The sequence below is a fragment of the Corynebacterium provencense genome (assembly GCA_900049755.1).
GTDB lineage: Bacteria > Actinomycetota > Actinomycetes > Mycobacteriales > Mycobacteriaceae > Corynebacterium > Corynebacterium neomassiliense.
This window is the reverse complement of record LT160593.1, coordinates 481,484-501,647: the sequence shown is the minus strand read 5'-3', so window position 1 is coordinate 501,647 and position 20,164 is coordinate 481,484. Positions and strand designations below refer to the sequence as shown.

The following is a 20,164-nucleotide window of genomic DNA, read 5'->3' as shown; positions in this document are numbered from 1 at the left end:
ACACCTGCCCGCAGCTTCCTGCCCGACTGCGCAGTCCCCTCCGACTGCCGGCCCCCGGCGCAGATGTCAGCGCTGCCGGGCTCGGGACTTGATCTTCTGGGTGAGCTCTTGGAACTGCTCGAAGATGACGGTGTTCTCCTGGATCGCCTTCCTCATCTTCTTTTCCGCGTGCATGACGGTGGTATGGTCCCGGCCCCCGTACACCTCACCGATCTTCGTCGTCGACATCTCGCAGTATTCCCTGGTCAGGAACATTCCGAACTGTCGTGCCGTGACAATCTTGCGTACCTTCGACGGGCCGGTCAGCTGGTCGAGGGAGACGTTGAAATGCTCCGAGATCACCTCGATGACCATCTCCGAGGTGATCTTGACATCCTGCGGGAGAATGTCCTTGACCACGACCTCCGCAGCGGAGATGGTGATCGGTTCCCCGGTCATCGAGCAGTAGGCCACCACCCGTGTCAGCGCGCCTTCGAGTTCGCGGATGGACGACTCGTTACGGCTGGCGATGAACTCCAGGACGTCCCTGGGAACTTCAGCGCCGTTGAGCTGGGACTTCTTCGCCAGAATCGCCATCCTGGTCTCGAGGTCCGGGGTCTTGACATCAGTGGTGAGTCCACCCTCGAAGCGGGTCCTGAGCCTGTCTTCGAGGGTGGTGAGCTGCGACGGGGGCCGGTCGGACGACAGGACTATCTGATGGTTCGCCTGGTAGAGGGCGTTGAAGGTGTGGAAGAACTCCTCCTGGGTCGATTCCTTGCCCTGAAGGAACTGGATGTCGTCGACGATCAGCAGATCAAGGTTGCGGTAGTTGCGTTTGAACTGGTCAAGGGCCAGTGGTCCGCCCTGAATCGCGTTGATGAACTCATTTGTCATCTCTTCGCTGGAGACGTACCGGACCCGGATGGTCGGCTTGAGCTCCCGGGCGTAATGGCCGATGGCGTGCAGAAGGTGGGTCTTGCCCAGACCAGGCTGCCCGTAGATGAACAGGGGGTTGTACGCCTTCCCCGGGTTCTCGGCCACCGCGCGGCAGGCAGCCGCCGGAAACTGGTTCGACGGACCGGTCACGAAAGTGTCGAAAGTGTACTTCGGGTTGAGCCGGTTCTCGTCGTCGGCGTGGGTCGCCGCCGCGGCCGGGGCAGTTGCCGCGGTGGTCACGGGAATTCCGGCGGTGACTGTGACCGGTTCCGCAACGGCGGAATGGTCCGTGAACGGTGACGGGGGTTCGGCGGAGGGCCGTACCGAAGGCTGGACACCGACCGCGCCACCTGCGGTGTCGACGGGTCCGGGGAACGTGGCGTCCGCCATGTTCTCCCACAGGTCAGGAGTGTGCACCGGTCCCGGGGGAACCGGTGGGAGTTCACTGAACACGGAGTGGCGACGGTCCCCGTCTGCGCCGTCCTGACGGGCTGCGACGACCTGCGGCGGGGCGTCAACCCTGGTCACGGAGGGTTTTCCTGCGGGCGGGCGCAGTTCCTCCTGGCCGGTGGCCGTTTCGGAGTCCCGCTGAAGTCCCTGCTGGACTCCCTGGTCGTGGGACTGTTCCGCAGCACGTTCGGCGGCGGGCTCCGGTGTCCTCTCCTTGACGCTGAGGGACAGGGTCACCGGATAGCCGAGTTCTCTCTCCAGGACTTCGCTGATGTCTCCGCTGATCTTCTTCTTTGTTTCATTGCACACCCAGTTCGACGGTGCGGTGAGCACAGCAATCCCGTCGACGACGACCACCGGGTCCAGCTGTTGCAGCAGGCTGCGGGAACGGGGGGTGATCTCGGGGAACTCAGCCGAATCCGCATCTGCGGTGACCCACCGGGTGACGAGGTTCGCCCAGACGGAGGGAAAGTCCTCTGGTGTGGTCATCGGGTCGGTCCTTTCGAAGGTCTGCGAATCGGGAGAGGGGTGAATCGGGGCCGGGACATGTCAGAGTAGCCCGTTCCGGGGTGACCCCGTAGGTCTACCCGTTCACGGACACGGCCGACGAAATAATACACAGGGGACACCGAGGGTTCACCGGAAGGAAACCCACCGGGATGTGGAAAACCCCGGGGCGGTGTGGCCTGCGCATCCACAGGTTTGTGCACACCTGTGGATAACTTTTCCGGCTGTGTTGTCAACAGGCTACTCCACTGCTGTGGACAACCCCAAGGAGGCTGTGGAAAACGGTCTGACCTGCACGTTAGCGGGTTAAACAACACCTTGAAGGTTCGGGGGCGGACGAAGTTGTCCACAAGCTGTGTGTGGACAGTGCAACCTGTTCCCTGACCTGCGGCGCTCTGCTGTTCCACGGCGTCCGGGTGTTTTCCACGGCGCGGGGACATCCGTCCCCCCGGAAGGGTCGGTGGAGCATCCCCCGGGTTTCCACCCGGGACTCCCCCGGCTGTCCGGGGCCTGTGGCCCGGATTGTGGCCCGGAGTGTGGCTCGCCGCCCGGACGCAGTGGCGGTTCCGGCGGAGAAACAGCCGGTGCCGGGCCCCTGAGGACCGCGGTCGGAGGCTGGGTCGGGAGGGGGAACAGGCAGGTAAATGACAAGCGTGTGACGCGTGTCGGATTTTGCGCAACGCTCCGGAGCCTGTAAATTGTCCCTCGTCTTTGAGTGTCAACGGACCACGGGCCAGCGCCCTGACATCCCCGACCCTCCTCTCCGCCCGGAACGACTGGGGCGGACGGTCGACACCGTACGGGCCAGTCCCGGATAGTCGACCACACCAGCTATGACCGCAACACCGTGGTCGGCGGCCGGTCCGTAAGTGCCTCCCTGTCCGGGAGGCACGGAGCGGGTTCCGGTGGTCGACCACGGTCACACAGAACAAGGAGTGAGTACCGTGGCCAAGGGCAAGCGTACTTTCCAGCCGAACAACCGCCGTCGTGCCCACAAGCACGGTTTCCGTACCCGCATGCGCACCCGCGCAGGCCGCGCCATTGTCTCGGCGCGCCGCAGCAAGGGCCGCAAGTCCCTCACCGCGTGATTCTCAGCGCAACTGACTGAGACTGCACACCACCGCCGTGCTTCCCCCGGAACACCGCCTGCGTTCCACCTCCCTGTTCGGGGAGACTGTCCGCAGGGGCAGGAAGAAAGGGAGTCGCACGGCGGTGGTGTACGTGTATGAGCGCCAGTATGAGGGAACGGGCGCGGGATACCCGGCCACGGTCGGGGGACCACGGGTGGGCCTGGTGGTCTCGAAAGCCGTGGGCAATGCCGTGACCAGGCACGCCGTGTCCCGGAAACTGCGTCACACCGCCGGGCGGATCATCGCGGACGGCGTCCCTGCCGGTCTGCTGCGCCCTGAACACTCTGTCGTGCTCCGGGCCCTGCCCGCCGCCGCGGACGCGACCTCCGGGGAGCTGGAGCGGGATGTGCGTCATGCACTCCGACGCCTCCTCGGTTGAGAGCGCCCCGCTACAGGGCGGGGGACAGCCCGGTGACCTGTCCACCGGACGTGCCCGCCTGCTCCGGTGGCTGATCCTCGGTTACCAGAACTACCTTTCACCCCTTAAACTGGGTCCGTCGTGCCGTTTTACGCCGTCGTGCAGCGCTTACGCCCTCACCGCCTTCGCCAGGTTCGGGGTGGTGAAGGGTTTTGTGCTCAGTGCTGCCCGACTGGCGAAATGCGGCCCCTGGCACCCCGGCGGTTGGGATCCTGTCCCTCCTGCGGGGAGTCGGCGTCACTGACGGCAGTTCCCGGGTCCTGAGCGGGGCTCCGTCTCTTTTACCGACGCCCGCAGCCCACCATCAAGGAGAGCAAGGAGAGTCCGAGAGCAGTGCTCAATTTCATCTACTACCCCATCTCGTGGGTGCTCTGGTTCTGGCACAAAGCCTGGAGCCTCATCCTCGATCCGGATTCCGGGATCACCTGGGCTTTGTCGATCATCTTCCTGGTGGTGACGATCCGTCTGATCCTGGTCCGACCGATGATCAACCAGCTGCGTTCCAGCCGCAAGATGCAGGACATGCAGCCGCGGATGCAGGAGATCAAGAGGAAGTACCCCAACGACCAGCAGACTCAGGCTCTGGAGATGCGGAAGCTCCAGAAGGAGATGGGGGTCAACCCGCTGGCGTCCTGCCTCCCGATGCTGGTCCAGATCCCGATCTTCATCGGACTGTTCCACGTGCTCCGGTCGTTCAACCGGACCGGTACGGGCCACGGCCAGATCGGTATGACGATCGAGGAGACCAGGAACACCGCCAACTACGGGTTCGGTGTCGACGAGGTCCGGTCCTTCCTCGATGCACGTCTCTTCGGTGCCCCGCTCTCGTCCTATATCTCCATGCCACAGGACACCTTCGGGGCGTTCACCGCGGACGGGTCGATCGACTTCACCCGGACGAACATCATGCTGGTCGTCATCCCGATCATGCTCATCGCCGCAGTGATCATGCACTTCAACGCCAAGCACTCACTGGCACGGCAGGCGCGGAAGAAGGCCGAGCAGCCGAAGAAGAAGGGAGCGACGACCCCGCAGCAGGACATGATGGAATCCCAGATGGCCATGATGCAGAAGCTCATGGTCTGGGTGATGCCGGTGCTGTCCCTGCTCGGTGCGTACTTCTGGCATGTCGGCCTGGCCGTTTACATGCTCACCAACACCACCTGGACTTTCGCCCAGCAGGTTCTGGTCTACCGGAAGATGGACCGTGAGGAGGCCGAGGAGAAGGAGGCGAAACTGGCCGCGAAGCGGACCAATGCTCCCCGACCCGGCAAGAAGCCGAAGCAGCAGACATCCGGTGAATCCCAGGCGACCTCGACTGCTGTCCTGGAGGACACCTCCCGATCCGCCGAGGCGCAGGATCCGGCCGTGCAGGACGCCGGGAACGCGGCGGCCGTCGCCGGTCCGGAGGTGGACTCCGGTGACGCTGCCACCGCAGGTGCCGGTACTCCTGCCGGCCCGCCTCTGACCGAAGCCCAGGTGAAGTCGATCCGCGGTGAGGCGGCACACTGGACCCCTGCTGAGCTGGACGCCGAGATCGCCGGTATCGAGGCCCAGATCGCCGACCCCGCCACCCGGAAGAAGTCCAAGAAGCAGAAGAGGCTTGCGGTGCTCAAGGAGTACCGGGCCGAGCAGCAGAACGGTATCGGCTGAACAGTCGGTCTCTGCCGGCCGGACCGCGAAGGCCGGCCGGCGGCAGTCCCCGGTGACACCCCCGGATGAGCGACCCCGTGGTCGCCGCCGGGGGTGTCGTCTGTCTGCAGGGCTGACCTGCTAGAATGAGGCCCGTGACTGACTCTGTGACCCCCTCCCCCGACGGCCCGCCGGAGACCGCTGCCCGTGTCTTCGGTGACCGCCTCCGACTTGCCGTGCGGTATGCGGAATGGCTCGCCGATGCAGGCGTGGTCCGGGGGCTCATCGGTCCCCGTGAGGTATCGCGGCTGTGGGAGCGTCATATCCTCAACAGTGCAGTGGTCGGTGAGGTCATCGGAGACGGTGCGAGGGTCGTTGACGTAGGGTCCGGGGCCGGTCTGCCGGGGATACCCCTGGCGATCGCACGACCTGATCTCACGGTCCAGCTGGTGGAGCCGCTGCTGCGCCGGGTGACGTTCCTCAACGAGGTTGTCGACGATCTGGGGCTGGCGAATGTCGAGGTGTACCGGGGGCGTGCGGAGGACAGGAGTGTCGTGGACGCCGTGGGTGGCGCCGATGTGGTGACGTCGAGAGCTGTGGCTCCGGTCGGCAGGCTCATGGGTTGGTCGCTGCCGTTGGCGGCGGTCGGCGGTTCGGTGCGGGCACTCAAAGGATCGAGTGTCGGCGAGGAGCTGGAGCGGGATGCCGCGGAGATCCGGCAGGCCGGGGGTTCGGCGGGCAGGGTTCTGACTGTGGGCGAGGGCGTCCTCGAGCAGCCGACCTATGTTGCAGTCGTGGATCGGCTCAACTGACAGGAGTCCGGTCAGGCTGTCCGGTCACACAACCCGGCTGAGGGGTGCCGCAGCTGCGTTTCACGTGAAACCGGATGCTGCGGCGGAGGGTGTTCCGAGGTCCGGTTCAGAGGGCCGGTTGGCGTTGTCGCCGGAATGGCGGAGGACTAGGCTTGGGGCGGAAGCCGAGGGGAAAGCCGCCCATGTTTCACGTGAAACCGGTCACCGGCAAGAACGGATGACATCGGCGCAGATGCAAGAGATAGGAACTCCATGAGTCCAGCTGACTGGGATGAGACCCCGATCGCTGAAGCAGCACGACGTGCGTCGATCATTCAGAATCCCGCCAAACTGACTCTCCCCCGCCCCGGGCGTTGTCGCCGCATCACAGTCGCCAACCAGAAAGGCGGCGTCGGCAAGACCACCTCCACCGTGAACTTCGCCTGGACCCTGGCCCTGCACGGGATGAAGGTCCTCGTCGTGGATCTCGATCCGCAGGGCAATGCGTCCACGGCGTGCAATGCGGAACACCGGATGGGAACCCCGTCCAGCTATGAGCTCCTCATCGGGCAGAAGAAGGCCGAGGAGACCATCCAGCAGAACGCCGACAACCCCAACCTCTACTGCATTCCCGCCACCATCGACCTCGCCGGGGCGGAGATCGAGCTCGTGTCGATGGTACGTCGCGAGTACCGCCTGCATGACGCCCTGAACGACGACTTCCTCTCGGACGCCGGATTCGACTACGTCTTCATCGACTGCCCTCCTTCCCTCGGACTGTTGACCATCAACGCGATGAACACCGCCACGGAGGTCCTCATCCCGATCCAGTGCGAGTATTACGCCCTGGAGGGGGTGGGGCAGCTCCTCAGCAACATCAACATGATCCGCATGCACCTCAACCCGGAGATCCATGTTTCCGCGGTGCTGCTGACCATGTACGACGCCCGCACCAAGCTCGCCGAGCAGGTGGCTGAAGAGGTCCGCTCCCACTTCGGGTCAGTTGTGCTCCGTAACCTCATTCCGCGCAGTGTGAAGGTCTCGGAAGCCCCCGGGTACAGCCAGACAGTCCTGCAGTATGATCCCGGCTCCCGGGGTGCCATGGCCTACTTCGACGCTGCGGTAGAGTTTGCTGAACGTGGCGACTACCTGCCGACAGAGAGCACCGCGCCTATCGGTGTCGCTCCTGAACTCCGACTGGAGGCGGAACGGTCATGACCGCGAAGAAGAGTGACAAGGCCGCCAAGAACACCGGGACAGCCGGGGCCGGTAAGACCGCTAAATCCGGCAGAGCTTCAACGGCAGGTGAGTCAGGTACGACCGGTGGCCGGAACCGCAGGAACGGACACCCGCAGCTACCGCGCATGGACACCCACCGGGGAGGGCTCGGTCGTGGACTCTCGGCGCTGATCCCCACCGCTCCCCCGGGCCCCAGGCTCGGCGACAGTGCCGCGGACGTCATCCTCGGACCGTCAGGTCGTGGAGGTGGCTCCTCCGCAGCAGCACAGGGCAACGCAAAGCGGTCCACAGGTCCGGGCGGGGCCCTGGGCGCCCTGGGACTCGGAGGAGACTCCCCCTCCTACCCGGCAGCAGGGACCGGGGCAGCCGGGACCGGGGGACGTCCGTCCTCGACCGGTACGGCAGGAACGCTGCCGTCCGGCCGCGCGGTCCGGGACGCCTCGGCCGCCACTGTGGCACGGGCTGTCTTTTGTACAAATCTAGATGTGTACAAAAAACAGGTCCGGGACGCCCGCAGCGGGGCCGACCCGGAGACCGGCTCCACGGTCCGGAACCCCGCCGAGTTGCCCGCTGAACCGGTCAACGAGTTCGGTGCAACCTACCGGGAGATCCCTCTCACCGAGATCCGCACCAACCCGAAGAACCCCCGTCAGGTCTTCGAGGAAGACGCCCTCGACGAACTCGTCCACTCGATCCGGGAGTTCGGGCTCCTCCAGCCTGTCATCGTCCGACCCCTCCCCCGCGGCGACGAGGTCGCCTTCGAGCTCATCATGGGCGAGCGGCGACTGCGCGCGACGAAGCTCGCCGGTCTGGAGGTCATTCCCGCCATCGTCCGGGAAACCGACGACCAGGACATGCTGCGCGACGCGCTCCTGGAGAACATTCACCGGGTTCAGCTCAACCCGTTGGAGGAAGCCAGCGCCTACCAGCAGCTGCTGGAGGAGTTCGGCGTCTCACAGGCGGAACTGGCACGCCGGATAGGGCGGTCACGTCCGTTGATCACCAACATGATCCGCCTGCTGCAGCTTCCGGTACCCGTACAGCGCAAGGTTGCCGCCGGGGTCCTCAGCGCAGGACATGCCAGGGCGATCCTCGGGGTGAAGACCGGTGCGGCCGAGCAGGAGAAGCTCGCCGAGCGGATCATCGCCGAGGGCCTCAGTGTGCGTGCCACCGAAGAGGCTGTGGTCCTGATCAACCGGGGGGACGCTGAGGACGCACCGAAGAAGAAGCGCGAGCCCAGGGAACAGCCCGAAATGGTCCGGGAGTGGGCCAGCTCGGCGGCGGACGCCCTGGACACCCGTGTCACGGTCCAGATGGGTGCGAAGAAGGGGCGGATCGTCGTGGAGTTCGGGGACACCGACGACTTCGAGCGGATCACCGAACTGCTGAAACTGCCCCGGGACTGAGCCTCGGAACGGGGGGACCGGGGATCGTCCGGCTCCTGCGGCCGGGATTCCCGGTGGGTACACTTTCGGTGGTGACGACACACAGCTGACGAGGAGTTCGGGTGGAGATCAGGTACAGCGCGCTGAGCCACGCCGGTGCAGGAATGCTGGAGGCCAGGGCGTCCCGGGACACCTTCTGGGAACTCCCGCCGGGGACGCGGACGGACGACCCCGAGTTCGACCGGCAGATGTGGATACAGTCCGTGCTGTACCGCTGGGGTATCTGCGGGTACACCGCTTACGTAGGTACCGGGGAGAGCGGCAGTGTGGAGCGCCCGGCAGCGACCGTGTTCTTCGCTCCCTCCGGGTACTTCCCGGGGGCGGATGCCATGCCCTCCGGCCCGGCGTCCTCCGATGCGGTACTGATCTCGAATGTCTTCGTCGACCAGCCCTACATGGGGCTGTATCTTGAGCACAGTCTCATCGAGACGGTCCTGACCGAAGCGGAGCGCCGGGGTGTGAAAGCGGTGGAGGCGTTCGGCAGGAATGATTCCGGGGAAGCTTCCGACGTGTACATTCCCGAGGGCTACCATGGCTGGGAGGAGCGTCCCACCGGCGAAGACCTCGAGAGCGCGCCGGTGCTTTCGGCGGACATCCTGGTGCAGGAGGGCTTCTACGTCATCGGTCCGCACCGACGCTTCCCCCGCTACCGTCGGGACCTCCACAGCAGGTCAAACCTGTTCTCCACGTTCGGGACGGACGCCCACGAGCTTCTCAACGACCGGGAACCTCTCAGCACCGTCCTCGGTGGAGGACGCTGACAGCGTCCACCCGGGGCGGCTACCCCGGGTGTTGACCGCTGCGGGCTCACCATCAGGACCCACCCCGGGGTCAGAGGCGTCCTTCCTCGGCCAACAGTTCGCTGAACGAGTACTGGCCGGTCTCGGCGACGTCCTTGTCCATCATGTACAGACGCTTCACCGCGACCACCAGTGCTTCGGCAATGGTGTCACGGACCTCCGGGTCGGTCAGTTTTGCGACATCGCCGGGGTTGGTGATGTACCCGGCGTTGAGCTGGACGGTGGGCATCTTGGTCATGCGGAGAACATCCCAGGTCCGCCCGTGGGTGTGGTTGTCACCCAGCCCTGTCCGGGCGGTGACCTCCCGCTGGATCAGACCGGCGAGACGCTCACCGGTCACTGACGTCGCCCCCGTCTCCGAGCCGTAGTAGAAGGACGCCGCGCCGTTCCCCTTCTCATTGTGGTACCAGTCGCAGCGCAGGGAGATCATGAGGTCCGCGCCGAAGGCGTTGGCGATGGACGCCCGGTCCAGGTTGGTGGGATTGTCGGTACGGGGCCGTGAACAGATGGTCTCCACGCCTGCGGAGATCATGCGCCCTTCCGTGCGTGTGGCGAGATCCCAGAGGATCTCCTCCTCGGTGATGTCGCCGTAGGGGCCGGGTACGATGCTCCCGGTCTTCTGTCCGCCGAAACCCGGGTCCAGGACGATACGTTTCCCGGCAAGGTGTGTGCCGGCCGACCGCAGCTGTTCCTGTTCCCTGGCAGCCTGCGGTGAGCCGCCGGTGATCCTGCGGCCCAGACGTGACAGGGACCTGAGGGTCGCCGGGCCGACGATACCGTCAGGGGTGAGACCTGCGTTGAGCTGGTAGTCCGTGACCGCGGCGTAGGTCACGGGGCCGAAGTGCCCGTCGATGCGGGATTTGAGGAAACCGAGGTCGTGGAGATGGGTCTGCAGTTCGGCGACGTCGTCACCGACGAGGTAGTGGCCGGGTGCCTGCAGGTCCAGGACCCGCGCACCCAGGGAGTAGGACGCCTCACGTAACGCCCGGAGCGTCCCGTCGGTGATGTGGCCGTCGGCGACGATGCCGCGCTTCTGCTGGAAGGCTCGGAGGGCGGATTCCAGTCCGGCGTCGAAGTACTCGTCCTCGGGACGCCGCTTCTGGTTTCCTCCGCCCGTGGCGTCCCCGCTGAATCCGTCAAGGAAACCCAGCCGGGCAAGGGTGCCGCGGACCTCCGCCACGCGCGGGGACCGGTCACCGAGTTTATGGACTTCGCCGTACACTGCTGCAGTACCTGCCGGTCAGACCAGGGCGTCGAGAGTTTCGGCGAGCGCGGCCCGGGACTGCTTTCCGTGGAGTTCGGCCACCTTGTGGCCGTCCTTGAAGACGAGCAGGGCAGGGATACTCATGATCTGGTACATCGAAGCCAGAAGGCGCTCTTCGTCGACGTTGACCTTCGCCACGGTCACGCGACCGTCGTAGTCCTCGGCGATGGAGTCGAGTACGGGTTCCATCTGCCGGCAGGGGCCGCACCAGGAGGCCCAGAAATCGACGATGACCGGACGCCCGGCGTCTATGACGGAGGAGCGGAACGTGTCCTGGGTGACGGTCACTGATTCTGCCATTGTGGATCCTCCCGGGTTAGAGGGACAGTTAAGGGGTTCACACAAGGATACCCGTGCAGTGCCCGGGACAGGTCATTGACGAGCGTGCGCCCGGGTTGACGGCGGTGGTGCACGGTAACGGTGGGGTCCCGGCCGGGGGGTGTGAGAGGTCGCCGGGTCAGGCGTCGAGGGCGGCGAGATAGGCTTCGGCGTCGAGAGCGGCGCGGCAGCCCGACCCTGCGGCCGTGACCGCCTGCTGGTAGCGGGAGTCCACCAGGTCTCCGGCGGCGAAGACCCCGGGAACTGATGTCGCCGTGGACGGCTCCGCGACCTTGACATAGCCGTTGTCCTGCAATTCGACCTGGCCTGCGAAGACCTCGGTGCGGGGATCGTGGCCGATGGCGACGAACATCGCGTCCATGGGGATCTCGCGGGTCTCTCCGGTGACGGTGTCCTGCAGTCTGAGCCCCTGGACGGTCCCCTCCCCCAGGACCTCGACGACGGTGGCGTTCATGATCATGTCGATCTTGGGGTTGTTGCGGGCCCTTTCCTCCATGATCTTCGAGGCCCGGAACTCGTCACGGCGGTGGATGAGGGTGACTTTCTCGCCGAACCGGGTGAGGAAGTCTGCTTCCTCCATGGCCGAGTCACCGCCGCCGATGACGGCGATCTGGCGGTCCTTGAAGAAGAAGCCGTCGCAGGTCGCACAGGCGGAGACGCCGTGTCCGAGCAGCTTCTCCTCACCGGGGACGCCGAGGTACCTGGGCGCGGCGCCGGTCACGAGGATGACGGTCCTGGCGTGGAACTCCTCGTCGTCGGTGAAGACTTTCTTGATGTCTCCGTCGAGTTCCACCCGGACGACATCTTCCATCCTCAGGTCGGCGCCGAAGCGTTCGGCCTGGTTGCGCATGTTCTCCATGAGGGTCGGGCCCATGATTCCCTCCGGGAAACCGGGGAAATTCTCCACTTCGGTGGTCTGCATGAGCAGGCCGCCGAAGTCCATCCCCTCGAACACGAGGGGGTTGAGCTCCGCCCGGGCCGCGTACACGGCCGCCGTGTAGCCGGCCGGGCCGGAGCCGATGATGATGACGTCGTGGATGGTGGGGGTCTGCTCGCTCATGACGCCCGATCTTAGCCCCCGCACCGGGTTGGCGTGGCAGCCGGTGGCAGGGTCCCTCAGGCGGTCACCGCCGGCACTGTGTCACGGGCGACGGTCGGTGTGAGCCCCGCCTCTGACAGGGAGGAACGTAACTGCCTGCGGGCCCGGCTGAGCCGTGATTTGACGGTCCCGACCGGTACACCGGTGCGTGCGGAGACGTCCTCCATCGACAGCCCGTGGACATCGGAGAGAACGACCGTGACCCGTAGGCCGGGACGAAGTGAGCGGACGGCGTCCTGCAGGAGCAGGCGTTGGATGGTCCGGCCTGCGTCGACAGCACGGGTGTCGGGAGTTCTGCGCAGGCGGTCCAGTATCCCGTCCTCACTGGCGTCCACCTCTTCGTGGCGTCGGCGTGTGGACCTGATGTGGGTCAGGGCGGTGTTGGTGACGATGGTGCGGAGCCAGGCTGCCGCACAGTCGGTGCCACGGAAGCTGTCCGCCTGACGGTGGACTTTCAGCAGTGCCTCCTGGAGAATGTCGGCGCGATCCTCCGGCGCGATGTGGAGACGGTGCAGCGTCCACATCAGGAGCCTTTCGTGCCGACTGACGAGTACACCGTAGGAGCGGTCACATCCGTCACGGTGACGCTTCAGCAGCTGGGCGTCTGTCAGGTCGTCGTAGTCCCATCGCGGCCCTGTGGTTCGCGTTCGTTGCGCTGCCGGTCCTGCCGTTCCTGCCTGCCCCGGCGTCCCTGCAGGCGCTGTCGTTCCTGCGGCGTGCGGAGTTTCCCCCGGAAGTACAGTCTTCACTGGTGTTTCCCCTCGTGTTGTCCCCTCTCCACCTCCCCCGGTGGAGCAACTACCCGTGCAGTGTAGCTGCTGGATCCGGTGTGTGGGGAGACTGCGGAGTCACGGACCTGTTCCTGTGGATGTCGTATCCACAGGGTGGGGTCGGCTCGGCGGACTTCAGGGCAGGGTGAGTACCCCGGACTACGGCGGACTGCTGTGACCCCTGGCGGTATGACACATCCGGAGGTGGCCTTCGTGGCGGCTCTGACCGCCGTTTCGGGGCGCGGACGCCCGTGAGCAGTAATGAATGATGTGTTTGAATGGTGCCGCTTCCCGTCGTCCCCGGAACCGGGCGTCCGGACCTCGTGACGTCACCGGGTCGAAGGACATCGCCGCGGTTGTCTGCCCGTCTGATCCACTGTCTTTCCGGAACGGTTTCACGTGAAACATGGCCGGTGTCTGCGCCTGTGGTCCGAGTCTGCTCCCGCGAAGGTGCGTGGATTCCGGGGTGTATCCGGCAGTACCGGGGCGGTACGGGCAGTACAGGACGGAGCCTGAGGTACCGGCGGCCGGCACGAAGGTGGCCGGCAGTCCCCGGGGATCAGTCTGCGAGGAGACCGCGGATCTTCGCGGCGATCAACCGGGCTCTTTCTGCGGAAACAGGGGCGCCGCGCTGTGACCCCAGGGCGAGGGTGTCCGCAAGGATTCCGGCCTGCCGGACGGTGAGACCACTGAACGCATCGGGATAGGTTGTCCGGAACTCCTCGGTACGGTCGATACGGTCGGTACGGTCGATCTGAGGGTCGCTGACGATAAATCCCACTGTGTTCCTCTCCCACCGGTGCCGGCCGCGTCCGTACCACGGACCGTGGCCCCCGAGCTGACCCGGAGTGTGCTCCGGGCAGAGCGCTGGGCCGGCCCGGATGACAGTGCAGACGGTATCACGGACGCCGCACCGCTTGGCTGTCACCACCCCTCGATTCGAACAGGTGTGCCAACAACTGACCGGTCCAACACTATCCCCGGAACCGGAGGGTGTCCAGTGCCTGCCACCGGTTCCCCCCGGGCAGGCACCCGGACCGGGAGCCTTACTCCGTCGGAGCCGGTGCCACTGCAGAACCGGTACGGTCCCCCTTGACCACCGGCGCCCCGTGGACGGTGATCTCCCCCACCGTCGCGGCGTCCGGCATGGGCAGTCCGGTGATCCACACCAGAACCCGGTCCGCCGGCTTCGGGAGATCCCGGGAAACCCCCTGCTTCCCGTCCTCCGGCACCGTCGTCTCCGGGGACAGTGTCAGTGAGTTTCCCTCGGAGGTCGCGGTGGCCAGCAGTGTCGTCTGGTCCAGTGAGGTCACGTCCCCGTCACCCGTACGCAGCTCCACGGTCATGCCCGGCCTCACCCCCGTCAGCTCAACCTGGGTCACGGCCACGGGCTCCGGCAGAGTGAGCAGAAGACCGATACCGTCCTTCACCGACGACGACGTCGGACCGAACTGGGCCTGGTACTGGGCGCTCGACCAGGTGCTGGACGGGTCTCCGTCGATGGTGAGCGGGGCGTCCTCCGGATTGTCCGGAGTTCCACGGCCGTCCTCCGGAGCCCACTCCCCCACCCCGGTCGGGCGGGAGACCCCGATGGTCCCCAGCCCGTCGCCGCCGAGAATCGAGTCCGTCGTCAGCGGGGAATCCTTCCGCCCGCCGCCCAGCACGGCCAGAGCCACCGCGATCACGGCGACCACGGCGACGACCCCTGCGACAGTGGCCACACCGATCACCGTCAACCGGCCCCGGTTCTCCGGTGCAGCACCGAAACCGGCACGGTCGGTGACCTCCGGGGCCACGTCCGCGGTGGTACGCAGATGCGGGCCCGTCGACTGGTCGTTGTCCGGGTGCGTCGCCTCACGCAGGACACGGGCCAGCTCGTGACCGTCACTGAACCTGCCCGCCCGCGCATCATCGGCGATCCTGGTGAGGTTGTCCGGTACCGCCCCGGGAACCCCCGACAACAGGAGTGACAGAGACACCCCGATGGAGTGCAGGTCGGCGACAGAACCTGCCCCTGCCGAAGACCCTGCCGAAGACCCTGCCGACTCCCCTGCAGAAGACCCGGCCGCACCTGCCGGACCCTGCGGTATGACGCCTGGGAAAGCGAGCACGGCACGACCGTCCGTGCTGATCCTGATCCGGTTCCGGTGGTCGATACCCAGTGAGCATCCCGACCCTGCGGCGTCCGCGAGACCGACCATCGCCCACGCCGCGGCATAGGGGTCGGGGCCGGACTCGGCGACCCGTGTCAGCGGCGTCCCCTCCGTCCAGTCCGCGACGACCACGACCAGGGTCCGCGCGTCACAGATCTCCCGGACCAGAGCCACCGCCGGGGACGTCGCCGTCGCCTCCGCCAGCTTCGCCGTGGCATCGATGATCTCCCGGGTGGACCGTCCCGACCTGAGAGCGTCAATGACCGTCAACGCGACAAGATCACCGTCGGAATTGTCCCGGGCCTGCCACAGTCGGGCCGTCGGCGATCCGCCGTGGTCCGCGAGGAGGCGGTAACGGCCCTGCAGGATCGGCGCACCAGGCACCAGCCGCGGGCCCCGGACCCTGCCCGCGGACAGCGGAGGCAGTGCCCCGACCATGCCGGTGGGCATCATGCCGGCACCCGAATCGCCGAAGGACAGGGCGGTGATCTTCGTGCCCGGGGGTGCGACGGTGGCCGCGCCGTCGCCCTGCTCCTCCTCCGCCACCGCTGCCCGGCGGAACAGGCGGCCGACGACCGGCAGCCGGGACAGGGCAGCCCCGACAGTGACGACCTCCGGCAGCCTGGAGAAGGACAGCAGACCGATGACCACAGCGAGGAAGATGACCCCTGTCACCAGCAGACGGACGATGAAGCCGACCGACGTGTCCGCCCCCACCACGAACGTGGTCAGCAGGACATCCACCCGCCACGCCACCAGAGCCCCCACCGCGGACGCCGCGAACGCCCACAGCCCGGTCTTCAGGACACTGCGCATCCCCAGATGTCCCAGGGACCGTTTCAACAGCCTGTGACCGATGATCGCACCGGTGACGAACCCCATACCGTTCGCCGCTCCGAGCAGGACCACCACGAGCCGGGGCTCACTGGCCACGTGCGGGGCGAGATAGGCGAGCACCAGCTTCGTCACCGTGATCCCCGCGATGATGAAGGTCGGCGTCCACACCTCCTCACGGGCGTAGAAGACGCGCAGGTGCAGCAGGACCATCGCATAGGGGATCAGCGTGAACGCCGAGAAACTTATGGTCCAGCCGAGGACGTTCGCGGCGTCCTTCGAGTAGTCCCCGTAGGCGAACAGTGCCGGGCCGATGACCGTGCCGAAAGCGGTCATGTAGACGATCACCGGGACCATGGCCAGCATCGTCAGACGGGTCGCCGTCGACAGGTCCTTCACCACCGCCTTGTCGTCACCGTCGGCGGCGTTCCGGGACAGCCGGGGCATGAACGCGGTGAGCAGGGTGACGCCGATGATCCCGTAAGGCATCTGCAGCAGCTGCCACGCCTGCGTGTAGATCGTCGGGGCGCCACCGTCCGCACTCGAGGCGATACGGTTGTTGAGCACGTAGCCGGTCTGGGAGATCAGCACGTAGACGACGATCGCCACGGCCATTCCGCCGAACTGCTTCAGACGGCTGTCCAGGCCCCACAGCGGGCGCAGGTCGATTCCCGCCTTACGCAGGAAGGGGACCATGATCAGCGCCTGCACCACCACGCCGGCGGTGGTGCCCAGGCCCAGCAGCATGATGTGCGGGTCGGTGAGCGTCACCGAATCCGTCGGCGACAGTTTCGAGTCCTCCGGCAGCAGCCAGTACAGGCCGAGGATCGCGATGGTCACCAGGTTGTTCACCACCGGGGCCCACGCACCGGGTCTGAAGTAGCCCTTCGTGTTCAGGACCGCCATCATCACCGAGAACAGTGCGTAGAAGACGATCTGCGGCAGCACCAGGTAGGCGAAGGCCGTGGACATGCCGACGTTGACCTTGCCGTCCGCGTCGAGGGACATCCGCGTCAGCAACGGTGCGGCGAACACCGCCAGGACAGTGACCGCCATCATCAACGTGAAGGTGAGGGTGAACAGTCTGCGGATGAACGCCGCACCCCGGTCCGGGTCCTCCTTCTCCGCACGCACCAGCAGCGGGATGACCAGACTGGACAGCACCGCACCGAGCACCAGTTCGGTGATGAGGTTCGGGAGGGTGTTCGCCGTGTTGAAGGCTGACCCGACCTCCACGCCGAGCGCGGACCCGATGAGGACCGTCCTCAGGAACCCGGTGATCCGGCTGAGGAGGGTGGCGAAGGCCATGGAACCCGTGTTCTGCACGACCTCGGCATCACTGGGAGTGCCGTCGGTGGTCACGGTGCCGGAGTCCGCACCCGCCGGTACGTCGGGGTTCTCCACGGTCATCGTCGCACCGGCCCCCGACGCGGGGAACCGGTCCAGGTGGGAGAGGTCATCCCCGTCCGGGGTCGCCGCCCGGGGATGACGCGCCGGGGAGGGTTTCGGCGCGGGCGTCACCGAAGGGGAGCCGGACGCCACGAACCGGTGACGCTGCCCCCGCGGGCCGGGTTGTCCCGCTCGGTGTCCCGGATGGCCCGGCTGTTGGTCGGGGTCCTCGTACGAATCAGTCACGTGCACCATCATCGTGCACGTGGGCCGTACTTGGCGAACTGCGGCGTGGAGTACGTCGCGATGACCGCCGTGATCTACTTCGTGGATCACCCGGTGCGGGGTCGGACAGGCTGTGCGCTGCGGCCGTCCGGGCGTTACGCCGCCGGCGGAGGCCACGGCCCACGAAGAAGACCAGGACCAGGGCCCCCAGGACAGCTGCCGCGGTGCGCCAGCCGAGACCCGGCGCGGACGCGACCCGGATCTCCACGTCCTCCGAGATCCGTACGTTGTCCGGGGTGGAGAGGTACATCGTCAGGTCCGAGGGGGCACCGGTGTCCGGGATGGACGAGGTCATCTGCAGGGTCACACTGCCGCGCGCGGGAATCCGCTGCACACCCGGAGTGTTCAGTGTCACCTCGGGGGCTGCCGTGTAGTTCACCCGGACAGACACCGGCAACGGCAGTCCGTTGCGGGCCACGACGATGAGCGGGGACGAGTCACTGGTCCGGGTGAAGACATTGCCCGGGGGCAGCAGGGTCACCGCGTTGCGCAGGGCGTACGCCAGGCCCGTGACCCGGCCCGTCCTGTCGGAGGCGCCGATGCGTACCCGGGCGGAGTCCTTTTCGGAGCGACGCCCAGTATCGGACACGGACCGCAGCAGGTCGTCGAACATCGGGCGGGTGAACACCCGCCGGGTCAGCGCGATGTTCGGGACATCGTCCATCATCATCGTGATATTGCGGATGTGTCCGGCGATCTGTGCGACATTGCGGGCCTCCCCGTCATTGACGGCGGCCGGGTCTCCGTCCAGGGTAGTGGCCTGCGCAGCCTGGTTCCCGGTCTGGTTCCCGGCCTGGGTGGCGGACAGGGTCGCGGTCCCGGCCGGTGCGGAGAGCGCGGAGCCGAAGGACACCGCCCTGGCTGAACCGTCGGTGAGGTGGCGGGTCACCGCCGACAGGAACGTCGCCGCGTCCGTCGCGTCGACCGACCATGCTGCGGGCGGTACGGCGAGGATGTTCCGGGACCGTGCGGTGCCTGAACTGACGGCGGCGATCTCCAGGTCCAGCACGCTGACTGCCGCGGACATCCGGGACGCCGCCCCGTCGCCGGAGAGATGACGCCGGGAGGACGCCGGGGTGTAGGCCACGGTCTCCGGCCGTTCACCGGTGGCGGCCAGGGCGGCGCCGAGATCAGCGGGGAACTGCAGTGCCCTGACCGTGCCGGACCCGGTGTCGAGGGTGTCCACGGCACTTCCTTCGGCGGGGTCCGGGTCCCGCCGTGCACTGTCGCCCGTGCCCGGTTCCCCGCCTGTGCCGTCACTGCCGCCGGAACCGGTGTCGGTGACCGTCGAGTCCGCGACCACGGCGGTGACCGGCCCCGTCGAGGTGGACTGCACCAGCGGCAGTGCGTCGGCGTCGAGGTATCCGGATCCGGGGATCTGCACCCCGGTCGCCGGAGTGACGCCGAGGATCTCCTCGACGGTCGACGTCCCCCGGTCCGTCAGACCTTCGGCGAGCCACGGGTCGCCGCCGGCGGCCACGGCGTTGACGTCCGCATTGGCGAAGGGCAGCGGGACCACGCAGGAGTCGGTGACGGCGTCACGAAGGTCACCGAGCCAGGTGGCGGCGGCGTCCGCACCCGTGCCGTCCACCGCGTCCCCGGCGGCGTCCCTCCGGTTCCAGCTGTCACGCAGCCGGGTCGGTTCCTCGACCGGTGACGGCACGGCGCTGCCCACCTTGTACCCGCCGGCCATCCGTTCGACGGTCTCCAGCAGGTCAGGATCCACCGCCAGGCACGTCGCCGTGCGTACGGAGCTGCCGTCGGGCCCGTTGACGGCGTCACGCCAGACGTCGAGGAGACCGCGGAGCCGCCCGCCCTCGGACAGCTCGCCGGCGAGAGTTTCGTCGGGGAGATACAGTTCGGCGGGGTCCGGGGCGTCCCCCACCTGGCCGGCCACGGCAACTGAGCTGGAGGACAGGGGCCAGAGCACGGTGAGCCCGGCGCGGGTTCCGTCACCGGTGTCTGTCGTGCCGTCTGTGCTGTCGCTGTCGCCGGTGACGGTGAGTGTGGTGCGGGCCGCGGCGAGGTACGCGGTGCCGGACTCCCCGTAGTCTCCGTTGAAGTTGAACAGCAGGGGATGGACCCCCGCGCCGGTGATCCCGAGGCCGGGCAGGGTCACACCGCCTCCCTCCGCGTCCGCGGCGTCGCCACCGGAGGTCTCCCCGGCGGAGGTGCCGTCGTCGGATCCGCCGACGGGGACGGAGACCTCGACCGTCCGGGTACTCCCGGCCTCGACCGTGCCCTCCACGGGCACGAACGTTCCCACCCACGGGTACTCGCCCTGGTTCGCCAGCAGTGATGTCGCCACCCCTGCGGGGGTGTCCACCGGGTCGGCGCGCTGGGCCCGCAGCTCCAGTGCGCTGAGATCCTGGTCGGAGGAGTTCGTGATCTCCACCGTGACCTGAAGGACATCGGCGGTCGTCGCTGTCGTCGTGGACTGTCCGGTGACTTTCGCCGTCACCCCGTTGTCCGGGTCCGCGGACCGTGCCTCCGGATTCGCCCACAGCAGGTCGTCGGTGGTGGTGGTTCCCGTACCCCCGGCACCGGTGGAACCGTCGTCCTGGGCCGCGGCACCGGACACCCCGGTGAGACCGGCCGTGACCCCGAGGGCGGCCGCGAGGGTGAAGGACGCCACCCGCGACCGGACGGCCGTGCGGAGCCGGCTGAGACCACGATAATAACCGCGACGAACCCGCCGGGATGT

The 20,164-nt window shown here is 66.9% G+C and carries 16 protein-coding genes; 8 read left to right on the top strand and 8 right to left on the bottom strand.

Annotated features, from left to right (window positions below; translation table 11 throughout):
• Nucleotides 1-66: 66 nt before the first annotated feature.
• Nucleotides 67-1,854: a chromosomal replication initiator protein DnaA gene (gene dnaA, locus BN3906_RS08715; RefSeq protein ID WP_066587255.1), complete on the bottom strand. Its 1,788-nt coding sequence runs from the start codon at nt 1,852-1,854 to the stop codon at nt 67-69.
• Nucleotides 1,855-2,816: 962 nt separating this feature from the next.
• On the opposite strand from dnaA, the gene rpmH reads away from it, so the two are divergent.
• From rpmH to BN3906_RS08680, 8 genes are all read left to right on the top strand, one after another.
• Entirely contained in the window at nt 2,817-2,960 is a 144-nt protein-coding gene (gene rpmH, locus BN3906_RS08710; protein ID WP_014011503.1) for a 50S ribosomal protein L34, read from the top strand.
• 37 nt (nt 2,961-2,997) lie between these two features.
• A complete protein-coding gene (gene rnpA / locus BN3906_RS08705) occupies nt 2,998-3,381 on the top strand; it encodes a ribonuclease P protein component (protein WP_066587252.1) in 384 nt (127 codons plus the stop codon).
• Between the two features lie 58 nt (nt 3,382-3,439).
• Nucleotides 3,440-3,664 carry a membrane protein insertion efficiency factor YidD gene (yidD, locus tag BN3906_RS14125; RefSeq protein WP_078057474.1) on the top strand — a complete coding sequence of 75 codons (225 nt, stop codon included), beginning with the start codon at nt 3,440-3,442 and terminating at the stop codon, nt 3,662-3,664.
• An 89-nt stretch (nt 3,665-3,753) separates the two neighbouring features.
• Nucleotides 3,754-5,073 (top strand): membrane protein insertase YidC, encoded by a 1,320-nt coding sequence (yidC, locus tag BN3906_RS08700; protein ID WP_066587250.1) that lies wholly within the window; start codon nt 3,754-3,756, stop codon nt 5,071-5,073.
• Nucleotides 5,074-5,198: 125 nt separating this feature from the next.
• Nucleotides 5,199-5,864 carry a 16S rRNA (guanine(527)-N(7))-methyltransferase RsmG gene (rsmG, locus tag BN3906_RS08695; RefSeq protein ID WP_066587248.1) on the top strand — a complete coding sequence of 222 codons (666 nt, stop codon included), beginning with the start codon at nt 5,199-5,201 and terminating at the stop codon, nt 5,862-5,864.
• Nucleotides 5,865-6,116: 252 nt separating this feature from the next.
• Nucleotides 6,117-7,061 (top strand): ParA family protein, encoded by a 945-nt coding sequence (locus tag BN3906_RS08690; RefSeq protein WP_066587246.1) that lies wholly within the window; start codon nt 6,117-6,119, stop codon nt 7,059-7,061.
• Between the two features lie 146 nt (nt 7,062-7,207).
• Complete coding sequence (locus BN3906_RS08685; RefSeq protein ID WP_066589607.1) at nt 7,208-8,488, top strand: ParB/RepB/Spo0J family partition protein; 1,281 nt, start codon at nt 7,208-7,210, stop codon at nt 8,486-8,488.
• Between the two features lie 101 nt (nt 8,489-8,589).
• Nucleotides 8,590-9,288: a hypothetical protein gene (locus BN3906_RS08680; RefSeq protein WP_066587243.1), complete on the top strand. Its 699-nt coding sequence runs from the start codon at nt 8,590-8,592 to the stop codon at nt 9,286-9,288.
• A 70-nt stretch (nt 9,289-9,358) separates the two neighbouring features.
• Here BN3906_RS08680 and BN3906_RS08675 read toward each other — a convergent pair whose 3' ends face one another.
• From BN3906_RS08675 to BN3906_RS08645, 7 genes are all read right to left on the bottom strand, one after another.
• Nucleotides 9,359-10,549, bottom strand: coding sequence for an N-acetylmuramoyl-L-alanine amidase (locus BN3906_RS08675; RefSeq protein WP_066587240.1), 1,191 nt, complete (start codon nt 10,547-10,549; stop codon nt 9,359-9,361).
• A gap of 18 nt (nt 10,550-10,567) precedes the next feature.
• Complete coding sequence (gene trxA / locus BN3906_RS08670; RefSeq protein WP_066587237.1) at nt 10,568-10,891, bottom strand: thioredoxin; 324 nt, start codon at nt 10,889-10,891, stop codon at nt 10,568-10,570.
• A 157-nt stretch (nt 10,892-11,048) separates the two neighbouring features.
• On the bottom strand, nt 11,049-11,990 hold the full coding sequence (gene trxB / locus BN3906_RS08665; RefSeq protein ID WP_066587233.1) for a thioredoxin-disulfide reductase: 942 nt from the start codon (nt 11,988-11,990) through the stop codon (nt 11,049-11,051).
• A gap of 56 nt (nt 11,991-12,046) precedes the next feature.
• Nucleotides 12,047-12,778 (bottom strand): RNA polymerase sigma factor, encoded by a 732-nt coding sequence (locus BN3906_RS08660; protein ID WP_078057312.1) that lies wholly within the window; start codon nt 12,776-12,778, stop codon nt 12,047-12,049.
• 580 nt (nt 12,779-13,358) lie between these two features.
• Nucleotides 13,359-13,580: a hypothetical protein gene (locus BN3906_RS14505; protein ID WP_147592891.1), complete on the bottom strand. Its 222-nt coding sequence runs from the start codon at nt 13,578-13,580 to the stop codon at nt 13,359-13,361.
• A gap of 265 nt (nt 13,581-13,845) precedes the next feature.
• Nucleotides 13,846-17,430, bottom strand: coding sequence for a murein biosynthesis integral membrane protein MurJ (gene murJ, locus BN3906_RS08650; protein ID WP_078057473.1), 3,585 nt, complete (start codon nt 17,428-17,430; stop codon nt 13,846-13,848).
• A complete protein-coding gene (locus BN3906_RS08645) occupies nt 17,414-20,095 on the bottom strand; it encodes a hypothetical protein (protein ID WP_066587227.1) in 2,682 nt (893 codons plus the stop codon). Before BN3906_RS08645 ends, murJ begins: the two co-directional genes overlap by 17 nt.
• Nucleotides 20,096-20,164 lie beyond the last annotated feature (69 nt).

Excerpts from the sequence above, each read along its gene's own strand:
- BN3906_RS08685 (WP_066589607.1), top strand. The coding sequence starts at position 7,208 with ATGGACACCCACCGGGGAGGGCTCGGTCGTGGACTCTCGGCGCTGATC.
- rsmG (WP_066587248.1), top strand. The coding sequence starts at position 5,199 with ATGAGGCCCGTGACTGACTCTGTGACCCCCTCCCCCGACGGCCCGCCG.
- BN3906_RS08690 (WP_066587246.1), top strand. The coding sequence starts at position 6,117 with ATGAGTCCAGCTGACTGGGATGAGACCCCGATCGCTGAAGCAGCACGA.
- trxB (WP_066587233.1), bottom strand. The coding sequence starts at position 11,990 with ATGAGCGAGCAGACCCCCACCATCCACGACGTCATCATCATCGGCTCC.
- murJ (WP_078057473.1), bottom strand. The coding sequence starts at position 17,430 with ATGGTGCACGTGACTGATTCGTACGAGGACCCCGACCAACAGCCGGGC.
- trxA (WP_066587237.1), bottom strand. The coding sequence starts at position 10,891 with ATGGCAGAATCAGTGACCGTCACCCAGGACACGTTCCGCTCCTCCGTC.
- dnaA (WP_066587255.1), bottom strand. The coding sequence starts at position 1,854 with ATGACCACACCAGAGGACTTTCCCTCCGTCTGGGCGAACCTCGTCACC.